The 12,818-nt window shown below is 72.0% G+C and carries 11 protein-coding genes; 4 read left to right on the top strand and 7 right to left on the bottom strand.

The genetic code is table 11. The features are described 5' to 3' along the window. Both ACIBEJ_RS10485 and ACIBEJ_RS10480 read right to left on the bottom strand, forming a co-directional pair. A complete protein-coding gene (locus tag ACIBEJ_RS10485) occupies positions 1 to 654 on the bottom strand; it encodes a hypothetical protein (protein ID WP_397182382.1) in 654 nt (217 codons plus the stop codon). 444 nt (positions 655 to 1,098) lie between these two features. Next, positions 1,099 to 3,015 carry a Xaa-Pro dipeptidyl-peptidase gene (locus tag ACIBEJ_RS10480; protein ID WP_397182381.1) on the bottom strand — a complete coding sequence of 639 codons (1,917 nt, stop codon included), beginning with the start codon at positions 3,013 to 3,015 and terminating at the stop codon, positions 1,099 to 1,101. Between the two features lie 336 nt (positions 3,016 to 3,351). Here ACIBEJ_RS10480 and ACIBEJ_RS10475 point away from each other — a divergent pair, with 336 nt between their 5' ends. Together ACIBEJ_RS10475 and ACIBEJ_RS10470 are read left to right on the top strand one after the other, a co-directional pair. Then, positions 3,352 to 3,876, top strand: a complete 525-nt coding sequence (locus ACIBEJ_RS10475; protein WP_397182380.1) for a TetR/AcrR family transcriptional regulator — start codon at positions 3,352 to 3,354, stop codon at positions 3,874 to 3,876. Beyond that, entirely contained in the window at positions 3,873 to 5,480 is a 1,608-nt protein-coding gene (locus ACIBEJ_RS10470; RefSeq protein WP_397182379.1) for a nitroreductase family deazaflavin-dependent oxidoreductase, read from the top strand. The genes ACIBEJ_RS10475 and ACIBEJ_RS10470 overlap by 4 nt, the downstream gene beginning before the upstream one ends. On the opposite strand, the gene ACIBEJ_RS10465 is transcribed toward ACIBEJ_RS10470, so the two are convergent. After that, entirely contained in the window at positions 5,464 to 6,072 is a 609-nt protein-coding gene (locus ACIBEJ_RS10465; protein ID WP_397182378.1) for an NAD(P)-dependent oxidoreductase, read from the bottom strand. The two genes, ACIBEJ_RS10470 and ACIBEJ_RS10465, sit on opposite strands and share 17 nt — an antisense overlap. A gap of 89 nt (positions 6,073 to 6,161) precedes the next feature. Between ACIBEJ_RS10465 and ACIBEJ_RS10460 the strand changes: the two genes are divergently transcribed. Continuing rightward, a complete protein-coding gene (locus ACIBEJ_RS10460) occupies positions 6,162 to 6,518 on the top strand; it encodes a winged helix-turn-helix transcriptional regulator (protein WP_397182377.1) in 357 nt (118 codons plus the stop codon). A 15-nt stretch (positions 6,519 to 6,533) separates the two neighbouring features. Here ACIBEJ_RS10460 and ACIBEJ_RS10455 read toward each other — a convergent pair whose 3' ends face one another. Continuing rightward, a complete protein-coding gene (locus tag ACIBEJ_RS10455) occupies positions 6,534 to 8,864 on the bottom strand; it encodes a glycosyl hydrolase 2 galactose-binding domain-containing protein (protein ID WP_397182376.1) in 2,331 nt (776 codons plus the stop codon). 84 nt (positions 8,865 to 8,948) lie between these two features. On the opposite strand from ACIBEJ_RS10455, the gene ACIBEJ_RS10450 reads away from it, so the two are divergent. Further along, positions 8,949 to 9,524 (top strand): TetR/AcrR family transcriptional regulator, encoded by a 576-nt coding sequence (locus tag ACIBEJ_RS10450; RefSeq protein ID WP_397182375.1) that lies wholly within the window; start codon positions 8,949 to 8,951, stop codon positions 9,522 to 9,524. On the opposite strand, the gene ACIBEJ_RS10445 is transcribed toward ACIBEJ_RS10450, so the two are convergent. The 3 genes from ACIBEJ_RS10445 to ACIBEJ_RS10435 are packed head-to-tail and all read right to left on the bottom strand — an operon-like array spanning position 9,475 to position 12,815. Then, positions 9,475 to 10,008, bottom strand: coding sequence for a carboxymuconolactone decarboxylase family protein (locus ACIBEJ_RS10445; protein ID WP_397182374.1), 534 nt, complete (start codon positions 10,006 to 10,008; stop codon positions 9,475 to 9,477). The two genes, ACIBEJ_RS10450 and ACIBEJ_RS10445, sit on opposite strands and share 50 nt — an antisense overlap. Before the next feature lie 9 nt (positions 10,009 to 10,017). Beyond that, entirely contained in the window at positions 10,018 to 11,376 is a 1,359-nt protein-coding gene (locus tag ACIBEJ_RS10440; RefSeq protein ID WP_397182373.1) for an NADH-quinone oxidoreductase subunit N, read from the bottom strand. Continuing rightward, complete coding sequence (locus ACIBEJ_RS10435) at positions 11,373 to 12,815, bottom strand: NuoM family protein (protein WP_397182372.1); 1,443 nt, start codon at positions 12,813 to 12,815, stop codon at positions 11,373 to 11,375. Before ACIBEJ_RS10435 ends, ACIBEJ_RS10440 begins: the two co-directional genes overlap by 4 nt. Positions 12,816 to 12,818: the final 3 nt, after the last annotated feature.

The raw sequence follows: 12,818 nt of genomic DNA, 5'->3' as shown, positions 1-12,818 counted from the left end.
TCAGAAATCAGGCGGCAGATCATGACAATCCACCCAGTTGTCGCACGTGGGCTCCGGCTCCCCGCCCGACGGGGGCGGGCTGGGCTTCTGGGTGGGCCGGTCCGTGGAACGCTCGGTGGGCCGCTCGGTGGGCTTCGCCGACGGCCGGGCCGACGGTTTCCCGGACGGCCTGGCGCTCGGTTTGCCGCTGGACTTCGTGCTCGGTTTCGTACTCGGCTTGGCCGACGGTCTCACACTCGGCCGGGCGCTCGGCTTCGTGGAGGGCTTAGCGCTCGGCTGGGCGGGGGGTTTGGTGGTCGGCTCGCGCGCGCCCGCCGTGGGCTCGGTGCCGGGCTCCCGTGCGGGCCCGCCCGTCTCGGGCTCCTCAGGCGTACGGCTCGGCAGCGGCGTGAAGACCACCTCCCCCGGCACCTCCATGAGGCTGACCCGCGGCGTCGCCACCGGCCGCTCGTCCGGATCGCCGCCGCTCAGCCCGAGCCAGGCGCCGAGCCCCGCCAGCGCCACCATCCCGGCGGCGACGGGCACCACGGCCCGCATCCTGAGGTGCCCGCGCCCCGGCCAGCCGTCCAGCACATCGGGCTCCGCCTCCCCCGGCCATCGGGTACGCGGCCGCCGTTCCCACACATCATCCCCGTCACCCCCGGATCCCAGCACGCTGGATCCCGGTGTGACCGGCAGCCCCGGCCCCGAAGCGACCGGCAGCCCCGGCCCCGGGGCGACCGGCTGCCCCGGCCCCGGTGCGTCCTGGGCACCGGACCCGAACCCCCTCGTATCCCACGGATCGGCCCCCGACCCGGGCGAGTCCCGCGACCGGAAACCCGGCCCGAGGTCGTCTGCCCGGCCCGTTCCCGACAGGTCCCCGGACTCCGGCGCGTCCCGATGGCCGGGTTCCGAGGTGAGCCACTGGTCCGAACCAGGGGTTGGCCACGGGCCGGTGGAAGGGGGGTCCCACTGGGTGGGTGGGTCCTGGCCGGGGTCGCGGCTGCGGCCGGCGTCGTACGGGTGCGTCATCGTCTTTGACTCCCCATAGCGCGAAAAATCGGCAAACGTAGGCAAAAGGGTGGCCCGGGGCTGCCTCAGCCCCGGGCCAGGGTCGGGTTAGAAGAACGTGTTCTCCGGCTCCGGCAGGTCGAGCAGCGCCGGTCCGCGGAACGTCGTCCTGTCCTGTGGCACGTCCGCCAGCGGGCTGCCGATCACGAACGGCACGCGTACCTGACTCTTGGCCAGGTCCACGGTGACCTTCGCGCCGGTGCCCGTCTCACCGCTGTAGTCGGCGTCGGTGCCGGCGATCACCAGGCCGATCCGGTGTCCCTTCTTGAAGGTGTAGTCGTGGGGCAGGGTGTCCCAGGCGACCTTCACCGGCGTACCGGGCGGAACGGGCTGTGAGATCAGCGAGGAGTCGCGGTTCTGCACGTCGATCCAGCCGCGGGCGACGATCTCCAGCGGCCTGGTGGCCACGTTGGTGATCGTCTTCTTGTAGCAGGCGTCGTCCTGGGCCGTGCTCTCGCCGTGACAGCTCTCCTCGGTCAGCGTGGTGATGCCGAGGCCGCGCCGCCAGTCGACGCGGGTGTCCTCGCCGAAGTCGACGAGCAGGGCGGTCAGGTTCGAGGTGGACTTGTCCAGCGACACCCTCAGGTCGACGTTCGGCGTACCGGAAAGACGCAGGTTCGTCGGGAGCTCTCCGGTGGTGAAGGCGACCCGGCCCGGGTGCGGGGTGCCGACGTCGGCGACCATCTGCTCCTCGCTCAGCCGGGTGTCGGTGAATGTCGCCGTCGTGCCGCGCCTGGCCGGCTTCAGCCCGAGCGAGCCGTCGGCGCCGGGGCGCAGGCTCACGGTGGAGGCGTTCGGCGCGGGCCAGTCGCGCTGGGTGATCCACTGGGTGGGCGAGAGCTGGACGTCGGCCCTGGGCTCGTTCATGATGCCGTTGCGCACGTCGTGCAGCCAGTAGTCGAACCACCGGTGCAACGTGTCCACCCACAGGTCGCGGCGGCCCTCGAAGTCGAACGGGTCCACGTGCTGGTAGTGGCCCACCCAGATCTTGCGGGGAACGTTGCGCTCCGCCAGCTTCTGCCACCAGATGGAGAAGTTGTCCGGCTTCACGTTGAGGTCGTTGCTGGTGTGGGCGACGAAGACGCTCGCCTTGACCTTGGACACGTCGCCCTGCAGGCCCGCGATGTAGTCACGAAGCGCCCAGAACGCGTTGTAGTTGCCGGTCGCGTCGCCGTCCTCGGCGTCCATCCTGTCGCGTACGGCCTGGCACTTCGCCTCGGGATCGGTGTCCACGTAGTTGGCCAGCCAGGAGGCGTAGTCGTAGTTGTAGACGACGCCGTTGGAGCGCTGGTACTTGTACCACGAGCTGATCGCCGAGATCGGGACGATGGTCTTGAGCCCGTCGACGCCGGTGGCCGCGACGGCGTTGGCCAGCGTGCCGTCGTACGACTTGCCGATCATCGCCGACTTGCCGTTGGTCCAGTCGGCCACCGCCGGGCTGCCGTCGGCGCGGTAGGCCTTGGCGCGGCCGTTCAGCCAGTCGATGACGGCCTTGCCGCCGAGCACGTCGGCGCGCCCGCCGATGTCGGGACAGCCGTCCGAGCGGGTGGTTCCGAGCATGTCCACGTTCAGTACGGCGTAGCCGCGCGGCACGAAGTAGTTGTCGTAGAAGAGGGGGAACTTGACCACGTTCCCGGCGGCGTCGTAAACCTTCCGCTCGCCCTCGTTGCCTCGCCCGGAATTGTCGTAGTAGGGGCTTTCATCGATGATGACCGGAACCTTCAGCCCGGGACCCGACTCCTTGGGCCGGATGATGTCCACCCGGACCCGGTCGAGCCTGCGGTCGCCGTCGCTGTCGAGCGGGGACTCGACGTAGACGTGCTCGCGTACGGCGTCGGCGTAGGAGAAGACCGGCTGGGTCCGGCCGTTCGCCACGGTGACGGCCGGATCGGCCGTGGCCTGGGCGGGGGTGGCGAGCGCCAGGGTGACGGCGATCGCGGCTATGACTGGGGATAATTGTGGCACGCGTGTCCTCCGTGACAATTGACGAAAAACATCCGCAATGTGTCACGTTCCCCCAACCCGATCAACCCCCCACCTGCCGCCATTCCCCACCAACCCACCAAACCTCCCCAGATAAACCCCCACGCTTACCGCCCGGGCACACACACGCCACGCCTGGCCAGACCACGAGCGAACCGAAGGCGACCCCGCCGGCACGCGGCTCCGGAGACCGGATGACAGGCGGCTCGCCTGGCCGACGAGCGGCGGGGCCAGAAGCCCACGTGCTAGTTTGGCCGTATGACTAACTTGGTCGATCGGCCAACTTCGCATCGCGGGCAACAAAGGCGGGAAGAACTGGTGGCGGCGGGTATCGCCCTGCTCTGCGAGGAGGGCTGGCCGGCCGTCACCACCCGTGGCGTCGCCGAGCGGGCCGGCACCAACGCCGGCCTCATCCACTACCACTTCGGCGGGCTGCCCGGCCTGCACGCGGCCATCGCCCGCGCCGCCGGGGAGCTGGTGATCGGGCCGCTCGTGGCGGAGTTGCTCCAGGCCGTTGACGCGCGCGCGGCGCTGGGCAGGATCCGGGACATGCTGGGACAGACCACGGGGGACGAGCGGGCCACGCGGCTGGCGGTCGAGGTGATCGCCGGGGCGGCGCGGGATCCGGCGCTCGGGCAGGTGCTGCGCGAGCAACTGCGCGCGGCGCGGCAGCGGATCGGGGACCTGCTCGGGCGGCTGTATCCGGCCTGGCCGGAGGAGCGCAGGGCCGGGGCGGCGGTGCTGGTGACGGCGGCCATCGACGGGCTGATGCTGCACCACCTGCTCGACCCGGAACTTCCCGTGGGCCAGGCCGTGAGCGCGGCGGAGGGGTTGCTGTCATGAGGGTGCTCGTCAACGGGGGCGGGGTCGCGGGGCTGACGCTCGCGTACTGGCTGCGGCGGGGCGGGTTCGAGCCGGTCGTCCTGGAGCGTTCGCCGCACGGGCGGCTCGGCGGCTACGGGATGGACTTCTTCGGCACCGGCTACGACGTGGCCCGGCGCATGGGGATCATCGACCGGCTGGAAGCCGACCAGTTGCCGGTCGACTCGGTCGACTTCGTGGACACCTCGGGGCGGGCCTGGGCGCGGCTGGACGCTCCCCTGCTCGACCGGGTGATCAAGGGGCCGCACCTCGGGCTCATGCACACCACACTCGAACAGGCGCTGCTGGAGGCGGTCCGGGACGACGTGGAGATCCGCTTCGGGGAGAGCGTCGAGGGTGTGCGCCTGGTGCGCGGCGGGGTGGAGGCCGACCTGGCCTCGGGCGGCACCGAGGCGTTCGACCTGCTCGTGGGCGCCGACGGCATCCACTCGCTGACCAGGGAGCTCGTCTTCGGGGCCGAGGAGCGCTTCGCCCGGTACCTGGGCTGCCGCCTGGCCTCCTACCCGGTGCCCGACCGCTACCACCTTGGCCGGATCCGCGCCCACTACACCGAACCCGGGCGGCAGACGGTCGTCCACCCGACCGGGCGCGCGGACGAGCTGGTCGCGTTGTTCCTCTTCAGATCGTCGAACGGCGGCGCCGTACCCCGGCAGGAGCGGCGGGACCTGCTGCGCTCCGCCTTCTCCGGCATGGGCTGGATCACCCCGGCGCTGCTGGCGGACGCGCCGGCCAGCGAGGAGATCTTCATGGACACGATGACGCAGATCGTCATGCCCTCCTGGCACCGCGGCAGGGTGACGCTGGTGGGCGACGCCTGCGGGTCGATGACCATGCTCTCGGCGCAGGGCGTCTCGATGGCCATGGGCGGGGCGTACCTGCTGGCCGAGGCGCTGCGCGGCGAGCGTGAGCCCGAGCGCGCCTTCGACCGCTACGAGCGGCGCATGCGCGGCGAGGTGGCCAGGCGCCAGCACACCGCGCGGGCGTTCACCAGGACGCTGGTGCCCGCCACGCGGCCCCAGCTCGTGCTGCAGAGGGCGGTGACCAGGACGATCACGCGGGAGGCGTGCGCGCCGGTGCTGCGGAGGCGGTTCGGCACGGGCTCGGTCCTGGCCGAGCGGGCCGAGCCGCCGACGGGCTGGCGGCGGCGGATGTGGCGGCTGCCGATCGGCCTGTTCAGGGCCGGGCTGGGCTGGATGGTGCCGCACCGGATGATGTTGCTGACCCACACCGGGCGCAGTTCCGGCCGGGCCCGTCAGGCGGTGATCGAGGTCGTGGCGCGCGAGGCCGGGAGCGTGGTCGCGGCGTCGGGGTTCGGCAAGGGCGCCGACTGGTATCGCAACGTGCTGAAGACGCCCGAGGTCACGATCCAGATCGGCGGCCATGCCCGCCCGGCCGTCGCCGTACCCCTGACGGTGGAGGAGGGCGCGGACGTCATGGCCGCCTACGCCGGCCGCCACCCGGCGGCGGCGCGGCGGCTGTGCGCGCTGATGGGGTTCGACGACGTGCTGGACTTCCGGCAGATCGGCGAGCGGATCCCGTTCGTGCGCTTCAGTGCGCGACGTTGACGCGCCGTGAGGGGCCGGCCGGGTTCTCCAGCTCGTCGACCAGCGCCACGGCGTAGTCCTCCGCGCTGATGAACGGGCCGACCAGGGTGTCGCCGCCCTTGCGGTACGCGCCGGTGCGGGTGCCGGGCGCGATCTCGGCGGCCGGGGAGACGTAGGTCCAGCGCAGGTCGCCGGCCTCGGCCCTGATGAGGTCGAGCAGCGCGGCCTGGGCCAGCGACTCGTTCTTGTAGATCTCGGGGAAGTCGGGGGTGTCGACGAGGCGGGTGCCCGGCGCGATCTCCAGGCTGCCCGCGCCGCCGACGACCACCAGGCGCTCGACACCCGCGGCGCGCACGGCGGCCAGGACCGCGCGGCCGGCGGCCAGCAGCGGGCCCTCGGCCTCGGTGCCGTCCCTGGGCGGGGCGATGGCCAGGACGACCGCGTCCTTGCCCTTGGCCAGGGCGGCGATGGCGTCGGCGTCGGTGGCGTCGGCGGCCTTGGTGCCGCCCGCGCCGGAGCGGGTGACGCCGGTGACCTCGTGGCCCCGGGCCGCCGCCTCGGCGGCGACCCGGCTGCCGATCATTCCACTGGCGCCGATCAGCAGGATGTTCATGGTGGACCTCCTCAGTCGCGGGTTGCGTCTGCGAAGGTATCCATTGGATACTGGTTACTTCAACGTGCCATTGCTACCTTTGGGAAACCATGACGAACGGCGATGCCTTCGATCCGAACTGCCCCACCCGGCTGGTGCTCGACCGGATCGGCGACAAGTGGTCGGTGCTGGTCGTGCTGAGCCTGCGCGACGGGCCCAAACGGTTCACCGAGCTGCGCGACATGATCGGCGGCGTGACGCCCAAGGTGCTGACCCAGACCCTGCGCGCGATGGCCGCCGACGGGCTGCTCACGCGGCAGGTGTTCGCCGAGGTGCCGCCGAGGGTGGAGTACACGCTGACGCCGCTCGGCCACTCGCTGCAGGAACCCATCCAGGCGATCACCGACTGGGCCGAGAAGCACGTGAGCGAGGTCATGTCCGCGCGGGAGACCCGGCAGGAACGCTGACAACGGCAAGCCCACTCACCCGGCCCGCCGCTCGTTCACACACCGCAGGACCGGATAGCTGCTCAGGGCCGCCTGGTCCAGGTCCCGTCCGGTCGCGATGTGGAAGGTCGCGCTCTCGCCGGGAAGCAGCGTGACCAGTTGGTCGTCGATGCTCGCCGCCGGGTCCAGGCGGTCGGGGAAGACGGCCAGTTCGCGCAGGATCGTCCGGGCCGTCACGCGGAGCCGGATGCCGCCAGGCACGCGCTCCACGTCCGTGGTGTAACCGGCGGGCGGATAGGGCATCTCCGGATCCTCGGCGGCCAGGCGCAGGGCGCGTACGCCGGTCAGTTCGGCCACCAGCAGTTCGCCCGCGGACAGGTCGGCCAGGGCCGGTTCCACGCCCAGGACCGCCCGGGGCTCGACCCGCACCGTCGCCGACTCCTTGGCCAGGGTCTCTCCCGACACCGACATCCTGGTGATCGAGAGTTCGCCCTCCCAGGGGTCGGCGGTGTCGTTGACGGCGACCAGTTCGGTGTCCTGGAAGGTGAGGATCCGGGGGGCGTAGGCGCGGCGCAGGCCGTACCAGAGCGGCTTCTTACGGCCGTCGCCGTCGACGGCCGACCACGACGTGACGGGCCAGCAGTCGTTGAACTGCCAGATGATCGTGCCCATGCAGTACGGCATCAGCGCGCGGAAGCGCTCGACGCCGAAGGCCATCGCGCGGGCCTGGTTGAGCTGGGTGTAGTAGTGCCAGTCGTCGAACGTCTCCGGCCGCGGCAGGTGCGCGCCCAGGCCGCGCAGGAGCTTGTCCTGGCCGCCGACGGCCTTCTGCGGGGAGGAGCCGGGGGTGAGCGGCCGGTCGGAGGAGGCCCTGCGCAGGGTCGCGTAGGCGGGCGGGCCCTGGAAGCCGAACTCGGCCACGAAGCGCGGGGTGTAGTTCGCGTAGTGGGTGTAGTCCTGGGCGTTCCAGACGGTCCAGATGTGGATCGTGCCACGGGAGGGGTCGTTCGGGTCGCGGCCGGGGGTGCCGGAGTAGGGGCTGCCCGGCCAGTACGCGCGCCCGGGGTCCACCTCGGCCACCACCCTCGGCAGCAGGTCCTGGTAGAAGCCCTCTCCCCAGGTACGCCCGGCCAGCTCCTTCTTCCAGCCCCAGTGCCAGAAGCCCTCGATGTTCTCGTTGTTGCCGCACCACAGCGCCAGCGACGGGTGGCGCATCAGGCGGGCCACGTTGTCGCGGGCCTCGGCCTCGACCTCGCTCCAGAAGGGCTCCTCCTCCGGGTAGGCGGCGCAGGCGAACGGGAAGTCCTGCCAGACGAGCAGGCCGCGCTCGTCGGCGAGGTCGTAGAAGGCGTCGGACTCGTACAGGCCGCCGCCCCACACGCGCAGCAGGTTGGCCCCGGCGCCGGCGGCCTGGGTGAAGCGCTCGGCCAGCACCTCGGGGGTGACGCGGGCAGGGAAGCAGTCGCCGGGGATCCAGTTGAAGCCCTTGACGTAGACGGGGACGCCGTTGACCTTCAGGCGGAACGCCTCCCGGTCGAGGTGGACGTCGCGGAAGCCGACGCGCTCGGTCCACACCTGGTCGCCGAGCCGCACGGTCAGGTCGTGGAGCCTCGGCTCACCGTATCCCGTGGGCCACCACAGCTCCGGGTCCTCGACCCGCATCCGCAGCACGGCCTCGGTCTCGTCCGCGGCCAGCCGTACCGTGGCCTGGACGCCCGCCACCTCCGCGACCACCTCGCACGCGGCGGGCCGGGCGCGCTCGACCCGCACGCGCACCTCGACCTCGCCGTCGGCCCGCGCGGCGGGAAGCACCTGGGCCAGCCGCGGGCCCGACCAGGACTCCAGCCCGATCGCGCGCCAGATGCCCGCCGTGACCAGCGTCGGTCCCCAGTCCCAGCCGAAGTTGCAGGCCATCTTCCTGATGAAGGGGTACGGCTCCGCGTAGGCGCCAGGCCGCTCCCCCAGCTCGGCGCGGCGGGCCTCGGCATAGGCGTAGGGCGAGTCGAAGCGGACGGTCAGCGTGTTGGCGCCCTCGCGCAGCAGGTGTTCGACGGGGAAGCGGCTCGTGCGGTGCATGTTGGCGCTCCTGCCCGCCTGCATGCCGTTGACCAGCACGGTCGCGACGGTGTCGAGGCCGGCGCAGACCAGGTCCACGCGTTCCTCGCCGGTGTCGGTCCAGTCGAACGTCGTCTCGTACGTCCAGGGGGTGCGGCCGATCCAGGCCAGCCGTTCCTCGTTGCCGTCGAGGTAGGGGTCGTCGATCAGGCCGGCCGCCAGCAGATCGGTGTGGACGCAGCCGGGGACCGTGGCGGGGACGGCGGAGAAGTCCGAGCCGGTCAGGGTCCAGCCTTGGTGCAGGGTGCGCAAGTCGTCTCCACTGGTGGGGGCCGGGTTGACGCTAGGGCGGACGTGACAACGTTGTCAAGATCGACCAGGCGTTAGGGTCGTGCCATGGTCCGTGCCGACGCCGAACGTAACATCGAGGCCATCCTCGCCGCCGGGCAACGCCTGCTGAGCGGCGATCCGGGCGCGAGCGTCGCGGAGGTGGCGAAGGCCGCGGGCGTGGGCCGGGTCACCCTCTACGGGCACTTCCCCTCGCGCGAGGACCTCGTGGACGCGGTGCTGGGCCGCGCGATCGCCGAGGCGGACGTGGCGCTCGACGATCCGGAGCTGGCCACGCTGCCCGCCCCCGACGCGCTCGCGCGGCTGGTGCTCTCCTCCTGGGAGATCCTCAACCGGCACAGCCGCCTGTTCCTGGCCGCCGACCGGACCCTGGCGACCGAGCGGGTGCGCGAACGGCACGCCGAGCCGCTGAAGCGGGTCGAGCAGCTCATCGAACGCGGCCGCGAGCAGGGCGACTTCCGCGCGGACGTGCCGGTGTCGTGGCAGGTCAGCTCGTTCTTCGCGCTGCTGCACACCGCGGCGCAGGAGGTGGAGGCCGCCCGCCTCGACCCCGGCGAGGCGGGCGGCGTGCTGGTCACGTCGTTGCGGTCGTTGCTTTCGGCTCGATCCCCGTCAGCAGGTTGAACGCGCCGGTCAGCAGGTTCAGCGAGACCAGGCCGACCACCTCGGCGATGACCCGGTCGCTCCAGCCGTGCTCGCGCAGTTCGGCGACGTCGGCGTCGGTGAGCGAGCTCGGGTCGGCCAGCACCCGCACGGCCACGCCGATGAGCGCCGCCTCGCGCGCGTCCGTGGAGGTCCCCTGGCGGGCCAGCTCCACGTCGCTCTCGCTCAGCCCGGCCGCGAGCGCCGCCCGCTCGTGCGCCTGCTTGCACATCGCGCAGCCGATCCACTCCTGTACGGCCAGCGAGATCTTCTCCGACAACGGCCGGGGGATCTTCACCCGCTTCATGGCACGGGAGAACGTCAGGTAGCCCTCCAGCAGCGCGGGCGAGTGGGCCATGGTGGCGACCATCTCGCCCGTCGAGCCACGCCGTTCGATGATCTCGTTCAGCAGTTCACGGGACCTGGCCGGGGCCTGCTCGGGCTCCAGGGCGTTCAGGCGTCGCATACTTCCTCCTCAGTTGATACCCCCAGAGGGTATAAGGAGGACTGCCCCGCTGGCTATTCCCAGCAGCAGGGAGAGCGCGGCGCAGACGTAGGCCACCCACCCGTTCCCCGCGAGTTCGCCCGGCTCGCCGGAGTACAGCGGCCTGATCCAGCGCAGGTAGTAGAACAGGCTGGCCACCGTGTTGACCGCGGCCACCACCGCCAGCCAGGCGTAGCCGCCCTCCCAGGCCGCCGCGAACACCAGCACCTTGCCGACGAACACCGCCGTCGGCGGCGTGCCCACCAGCCCCAGCAGGCAGACCACCAGCGAGAACGCCGGCCAGGGCGAGCGCCTGGCCAGCCCCGCGTAGTCGGCGAGCCGGTCGAGACCGGTCGCCGCGACCACCGCGAACGCGCCCAGGTTCGTGACCGCGTAGGCGGCCACGTAGAACAGCAGCGCCGGTTCGGCCAGCTCGCCGCGCCCCGCCATCGCCACCGGCACCAGCAGGTACCCGGCCTGGCTCACCGTCGAGTACGCCAGCAGGCGGCGCACGTTGTCCTGCGCGAACGCGGCCAGGTTGCCCAGCGTCATCGTCACGGCCGCCAGGACCGCCAGCAGCATCGGCTGGTCGAAGACGTCCAGCGCCAGCCGGTACAGCGCCACGAACGCGCCCGCCTTGGGCACCGTGGTCAGGAAGGCCGCCACCGGCCTGGAGGCGCCCTCGGCCGCGTCCGGCACCCAGAAGTGGCCGGGCACGCCGCCCGCCTTGACCAGCATCCCGGCCAGCACCAGCACGACCGCCACGCCGGGGGCGGCACGGTCCAGCTCGGGGTAGGCGGTGGCGCCCGCCATGCCGTAGACGAGGGTGACGCCGGCCAGCATGAGCACGCCGAGGAAGGCGCCGAGCAGGTAGTACTTCAGCGCGGCCTCGGTGCCCGCCGCGTCCTTGGCGAACCCGGTCAGCGCGTAGGCGGGGATGCTCGCCAGCAGGTACGCCGCGACCAGCACCAGCAGGTCGTCGGCCCCGGCCATCACCTGCGCGCCGAGCGCGGCCAGCATGACCAGCGTGTACACCTCGCTCTCCCGCCGGTCGCCGCGGGCCCACGACCTGGCCAGGGGCAGCACGAGCAGGGTGGCGACGGCGACGGTGAGGCGGGCCACGTTGGCGGGCAGGTCCACGGCGAACGCCCCGAACGCCATCACCTCCGGCCCGCCCAGAACGGCCAGCGTCGCGGCGAACGAACCGGCCAGCGCCGCGGCGCAGATCCAGGCCACGACGTCCTGCCTGGCGCGCGGCAGGAATACGCCGGTCAGCAGGCCGAGCACCGCCCCGGCCAGGACGAGCAGCTCGGGGAGCAGGTCGAGCGGGTTCTCCGTCATGCCGGTCATCGGCTCACCAGGCCCACCAGCGCCGCGGAGAAGGGTTCGATCAGGTCGAGCAGCCAGCGTGGGGCCAGGCCGATGACCAGCGACAGGAGCAGGAGCGGGGCGACGGCCCACAGTTCGCGCGGCCGTACGTCGGAGACCTCCAGCTCGCCGGGGGCGCCCAGGAAGGCGCGGTGGAAGACGCGCAGCAGCAGCGCGGCGGTGATCAGGATGCCGAGGATCGCCAGCACCCCGGCCACGACCGCGCCCGCCCCGATCACGCCGGTGAAGATCTGGAACTCCGCGATGAATCCCGACAGCCCCGGCAGCCCGAGCGAGGCGAAGGCGGCGATCGCCACCATCGCGGTGAACTTCGGTGCGGTCCCGGCGATTCCCCCGAACCTGCCGAGGTCATAGCTGCGCGCCCGATCCCACAGCACGCCGGTCAGCAGGAACAGCGCTCCGGTGACCAGCCCGTGGCTGACCATCTGGGTGACCGCGCCGCTGACCGCGACCTCCCTGGCCCGCTCCGCGCCGGAGGCCGGCCCGGCCGCGCCGAGCGCCAGCACGATGTAGCCCATGTGGTTGACCGAGGTGTAGGCGATCAGGCGCTTGAGGTCGTCCTGGGCGAGGGCCACCAGCGCGCCGTAGAGCACGCTGACCACGCCCACCACGATGATCACCCAGGCGTACGCCCGCCATGCCTCGGGCAGCATCGGCATCGCGATCCTGGCGAAGCCGTACGTGCCCATCTTGAGCAGCACGCCGGCGAGGATCGCCGAGCCCGCGGCGGGCGCGTCGGTGTGCGCGGGCGGCAGCCACGTGTGGACCGGCACCGTCGGCGTCTTGACCGCCAGCCCCACCCCGATCGCCAGCAGCACCGCGGCGGGGACCGCGGGCGGGTCGGCGGTGAGCTCGACCATGTCGAACGTGCCGCCGCCCAGGTAGAGGCCGATGAAGCCGAGCAGCAGCGCCAGCGAGCCGAGGAAGGTGTACAGGAAGAACTTCAGCGCCGACCTGGCCCGGTCGCCGTGCCCCCAGCCGGCGATCACGAAGTACATGCCGACGATCGACAGGTCGAAGAAGACGAAGAAGACCAGCAGGTCGAGCGCGGCGAACAGGCCGATCGAGACGGTCTGCAGGAACAGGAACAGCGCCGCGTACGACCTCGGCCGCCGCGTCTCGCGCCAGGAGTAGACCGCGCACAGCAGGAACAGCACCGCCGTCATCGCGATCAGCGGCAGCGACAGCCCGTCCACGCCGACGTGGTAGCCCGCGCCGACCGACGGGATCCAGCGCAGCCGGGTCTCGTAGCCGATGCCGCCGTCGTAGCCCAGCCACATCACGGTCACCAGCGCCAGGTCGGCCGCGGTGGCGCCCAGCCACACCCAGCGGGCGCTGATGCCCGGCACCGCCAGCAGGGCCGCCGCCAGCAGAGGCAGGAAGATCACCAGATCGAGCACCGC

The sequence above is a fragment of the Nonomuraea sp. NPDC050790 genome (assembly GCF_044456745.1).
In the GTDB taxonomy this organism is placed as follows: domain Bacteria; phylum Actinomycetota; class Actinomycetes; order Streptosporangiales; family Streptosporangiaceae; genus Nonomuraea.
This window is presented reverse-complemented; position numbering and strand designations above follow the sequence as displayed.

Bases quoted from the DNA above. Each gene is read 5' to 3' on its own strand.
- ACIBEJ_RS10445 (WP_397182374.1), bottom strand. From the start codon at position 10,008: ATGCGACGCCTGAACGCCCTGGAGCCCGAGCAGGCCCCGGCCAGGTCC.
- ACIBEJ_RS10460 (WP_397182377.1), top strand. From the start codon at position 6,162: ATGACGAACGGCGATGCCTTCGATCCGAACTGCCCCACCCGGCTGGTG.
- ACIBEJ_RS10450 (WP_397182375.1), top strand. From the start codon at position 8,949: ATGGTCCGTGCCGACGCCGAACGTAACATCGAGGCCATCCTCGCCGCC.
- ACIBEJ_RS10440 (WP_397182373.1), bottom strand. From the start codon at position 11,376: ATGACCGGCATGACGGAGAACCCGCTCGACCTGCTCCCCGAGCTGCTC.
- ACIBEJ_RS10465 (WP_397182378.1), bottom strand. From the start codon at position 6,072: ATGAACATCCTGCTGATCGGCGCCAGTGGAATGATCGGCAGCCGGGTC.
- ACIBEJ_RS10470 (WP_397182379.1), top strand. From the start codon at position 3,873: ATGAGGGTGCTCGTCAACGGGGGCGGGGTCGCGGGGCTGACGCTCGCG.